3 protein-coding genes are annotated in these 4,519 nt (G+C 40.8%); 2 read left to right on the top strand and 1 reads right to left on the bottom strand.

The window, feature by feature from the left end; all coding sequences use genetic code 11:
- Both BP861_RS05320 and BP861_RS05315 read left to right on the top strand, forming a co-directional pair.
- Nucleotides 1-617, top strand: a 617-nt coding sequence (locus BP861_RS05320; protein ID WP_394339160.1) for a YncE family protein, incomplete at its 5' end; no start/stop codon positions are given.
- A gap of 569 nt (nucleotides 618-1,186) precedes the next feature.
- Nucleotides 1,187-3,859, top strand: coding sequence for a phosphoenolpyruvate synthase (locus BP861_RS05315; protein ID WP_292373264.1), 2,673 nt, complete (start codon nucleotides 1,187-1,189; stop codon nucleotides 3,857-3,859).
- Nucleotides 3,860-3,867: 8 nt separating this feature from the next.
- On the opposite strand, the gene BP861_RS05310 is transcribed toward BP861_RS05315, so the two are convergent.
- The gene (locus BP861_RS05310) at nucleotides 3,868-4,443 is read right to left on the bottom strand and encodes a pentapeptide repeat-containing protein (protein ID WP_292373262.1); all 576 of its coding nucleotides are present in this window, start codon (nucleotides 4,441-4,443) and stop codon (nucleotides 3,868-3,870) included.
- Nucleotides 4,444-4,519: the final 76 nt, after the last annotated feature.

The following is a 4,519-nucleotide window of genomic DNA, read 5'->3' as shown; positions in this document are numbered from 1 at the left end:
GCACTGTATCTGTAATTGACGCAACCACATACACTGTTATTGACACGCTTGATATAGTAGCTCCCTTTTGGATCGATGTCGCCCCAAATGGAAAAAAGGTATACGTAGCTAACCGCCTCAATGACACTGTATCTTTAATCGATATAGCAACAAACAAGGTTGCAACCATGGTGGTGGATGATGGAATCTATCCGCACGGAGTAATTAAAGTCAACCCGAAAGGAACAGTGGTATATTTCAATGGAATAAAGGAAGGAGTAAATGAGACGAGAGGGAATACCAACGCTGTCTATGTAGTTGACACAGCTACAAATAAGGTTATAGCCAGGGTAAAGGTAGGAAACTGGCCTACTCAAATGGTAGTCAGTCCTGATGGAACAAAGGTGTATACAACGGGCGGAAAGACTGTCTCTGTAATTGATACAGCGACAAACAATGTTACAGCCACAGTGGATGTAGGAGATGAGTCTTTTGGAATTGCCTTTGCAAATTTTACAGATTCCAATTCAAGTGATCTGAATACAAAGACAAACTCTGCTAAGAGAATACCTGTCGGATTTAATTTTTTGATTATCATGATAATCATTGTATTGTATATCCGGAAGAGGTCTACTTGAAGTTCAAGTGGAAAACTGCATGTATTTGTACAATGAAGAACGAACGGAAATGTGCCAAGTTTTCTGTAAAATTACAAATTTAGGAAAGTTTTTGATTCAAAAATCTATACCAATAGATCAATTTTTCCTATAGTATACAAAAACTTGACTTAGAATTTACAGCAAATCGCGACACTGTCACTATTTCTCTAAAAAATTGGTTTTTAGAGTGTACCTTTATTGGGAAAAGTCTAAATGCATATTTATTATCTAAAATAAGCATTTGATATCCTTAGTTTTAACACTGATTTGGAAGGACTCTAATGAACTTTCTTTATGCGCTTATTGCCCTGAAGTATACAGCATTTGTTTAAAAAATACACATGAAATTCTTCGAATAATAAGCATAAATAAATGAAAGTGCTTGAAAGCAATTTGAAAGCACTTTCATACCAAGCTAAAGGTGAAAAAAGTATAGAATAATCAGGTTAATTCAAAAGCCGCCTGCAAAGCAAATTACCGCGTAAGTCCTATACTATAAAAGCGTATAATATAGAAATCAAGATTTCATTTTTCGAGGTGTATTATACATGAGCATTTATGTAATGCACTTTAATGAAGTCGATAGGACAAATTTGCCTGAGGTAGGGGGAAAAGGCTCTAATCTGGGAGAAATGAGCAAAGCGGACTTTCCTATCCCGTCTGGATTTTGCATTACAACATCAGCTTATCGTGATTTCATTGCAGCAAGCAATGAGATCGGAAAATTCTTGGATTTGCTTGACCAGTTAAAACCGGAGCAACCTGACGAAATTAGCAAGCTGGGAAAGCTGATCAGGGACCACTTACTAACTATCTCCATACCCCAAACAATTGAATCATCCATCCTTGATGCATGGAAAATTGTAGGTGAAGAAAAGGCTTATGCAGTTCGGTCAAGTGCTACAGCTGAAGATTTGCCGACTGCCTCTTTTGCTGGCCAGCAGGAGACTTATTTGAATGTAAAAGGAGCAGATCAACTCCTTCAGGCCGTGCGGAAATGCTGGAGTTCGCTGTTCACTGACAGGGCAATTATCTACCGTATTAAAAATGGATTGGATCACCGTTTGGTTTATTTATCCGTAGTGGTGCAGCAAATGGTATTTCCGGAGGTTTCCGGGATTATGTTTACCGTGGATCCGGTCACCGGGAACAGGAATACTATTTCCATTGATGCTAGCTTCGGGTTGGGTGAGGCTCTCGTCTCAGGAATTGTTTCCGCCGACTCTTATCAGGTCCGCGAGGGTCAGATTGTCAAAAAGCAAATTGCGGAAAAGAAGAAAGCGGTTTATCCGGGCATAGAAGGGGGAACAGTGACTCAGGAACTCGCTCCTGAAATCCAAAGCAAGCAAGCTCTTTCTGATGACAAGATTTTGGAGCTAGCCCAACTCGGCCAGAAAATAGAAAAACACTACTGCTCGGAACAGGACATTGAATGGTGTCTGGCAGAGGATCGGTTCTATATCTTACAAAGCCGTCCTATTACTACTCTCTATCCCGTTCCTAAAGTGTCTGGAACTAAACTTCATGTATTTCTATCGATTGCTCACCTGCAAATGATGACAGATGCCATGAGACCTATGGGGATTTCTATTTTTCGGGGAATATTTCCCTTTGGAAAAGACTCCGTATCCTTTTCCAATCCAATGATCGCGGAAGCGGGAGGCAGGCTCTTCCTCGACGTCACTCCTCTTTTGCACAATAAAGCTTTTCGGCGATATTTTATCTGGAGAATTGCTATTGTGGATGAACTAATGAGAGATGCTCTGGCAAAAATAATATCAAGCGAGATCTTTCAACAGGAAGCTAAAGCAAGCAAAGGCACAACGAAACAGGTTTTTGAATTATTCAAACCAATGCTTCCATTTTATCTAAAAGGTATCCCTGTGATTGTTGACAATTTATTCTTCCTGGATCCCTCTGGCATTATTGAGCGAGCCACATCTCCTATGGAACAGATCATCAATAAGTATAGATACAGTATAACGCAGGTCTCAGGGACAGAGCAGATTAAAAGGGTTCAGGAAAGTATGGAAAAGTTATTTCAGGAACTGAATAGCAGCATGATGTACGTACTGTTATCATTCATCGTCCTGCCAATTGCTGGCCGTCTGACCAGGCTATGGTTGGATGAAGACCTTGATGTTGACGCGCTGAGTAAATCTCCTCCTGGAAACGTGACCGGTGAAATGGGGTTAATGATTGGGGATCTGGCCGATACAGCACGAAAATATCCTGAAGTGATAGATTATCTGGAAAGAGCGGAAGACAGAACTTTCTATCAGGGGCTCAGTAAAGTAAAAGGTGGGAATATATTCAGGACCGAGCTGGACAGGTTCATGGAGCTCTATGGCATGCGTTGTCCGGGTGAAATCGATATTTCAAACACTCGATGGTGGGAAGCCCCTACCCTACTTGTTTCATCCATTCTTAACCACATAAAAAGTAATGCTCCAGGTGAACATCGAGATCGGTTCAGACAAGGCCGGAAGGAGGCTCAGGAAGCTATACAAAAACTTCTTGAACGTATTAGCAATACCCCTGCTGGAAGCCTCAAAGTAAGACTCATATCCAGACTTCTTTCCATTTATCGAAATTCTACAGGCCTACGTGAATTTCCAAAGTATGTCATTATTCGATTTTTTGATATCTATCGGCAGGCCATCCTGGCAGAAGCACAAGTTTTACATCAAAAAGGAGTTCTGGAGAGGAAAGAAGATGTATTTTATCTTTATTTTGATGAGCTGATTGAATTGTTAGAGGACCGTTTTAATGAAGACCTGAAGCAGCTTATAGACTCCCGTAAAAGAGCCTACGAACAGTACCAAAAGTTGACTCCTCCCCGGGTTATGACCAGTGAAGGGGAAGTTATTACGGGGGTTAGGAGCGATGTCGAGGCTCCGAAAGGTGCTTTAATCGGGACTCCTGTTTCAGCCGGGGTTGCAGAAGGATACGTAAAGGTTATCCTCAAACCCGAAGCTGCAAAGCTGAACAAAGGTGATGTTTTAGTAGCGCCTTTTACTGATCCAGGCTGGACTCCCCTATTTTATTCCGTTGAAGCCCTGGTGGTGGAAATTGGTGGAATGATGACACACGGCTCTGTCATTGCCCGAGAGTATGGTATCCCTGCTGTTGTCGGCATCGAAAATGCTACCAAAATCTTAAAAGACGGCCAGTACGTACGTGTTGATGGTACCAGAGGTTTTGTACAGATTCTGGAATGAGAATAATCTTAATCAGGTACTTCAAAAAGGGCAGGATAATCCTGTTTTAATTGCACTAGAAGTTCTTTATCTAATTTTGTATCATAAAGGCTTTTCACTTTAGAAAGCTGGTCAAGTGATAAGCCATAGACCTCTCCAAGATTAGCTCCTTTAAGGTTAGTCCGCTTAAGGTTAGCTTCTGTAAGGTTAGCTCCTTCAAGATTAGCCCTTTCAAAGTCAGCTTCTTCAAGGTTAGTCTTTGTAAGATTAGTTCCTTCAAGATGAGCCTCTTTAAAATTAACCCATTTAAGATTAGCTCCTTGAAGGTTAGCTCCTTCAAGATGGGCCTTTTCAAGGTGAGCCGCTTCAAGATTTACCCATCTAAGGTCAGCCCATACGAGATTAGATTCTTTTAGGTTAGCCTCTTTAAGATTAGCCTCAAAAAGGTCAACTCCTTTAAGGTTGGCTCCTTTAAGGTTAGCTCCTCTAAGGTTAGCCTCTATAAGGTTAGCCTTTTCAAGGTTAATTCCTTGAAGGTCAGCTTTTTCAAGGTCAGCTCCTTTAAGACTAGCTCCTTGAAGGTCTTTCTTCTCTGAAATATCCATTAATAAATAATCGTTTTAGGATTAAAATAAAGATTACTATACTGGAGAAATATCTTCTACTTCTCAGTATTACCTT

The organism is Methanosarcina sp. UBA411 (assembly GCF_002495725.1).
In the GTDB taxonomy this organism is placed as follows: domain Archaea; phylum Halobacteriota; class Methanosarcinia; order Methanosarcinales; family Methanosarcinaceae; genus Methanosarcina.
Note: the sequence above shows the minus strand (reverse complement) of the source record. Positions and strands in the feature narration are given on the sequence as shown.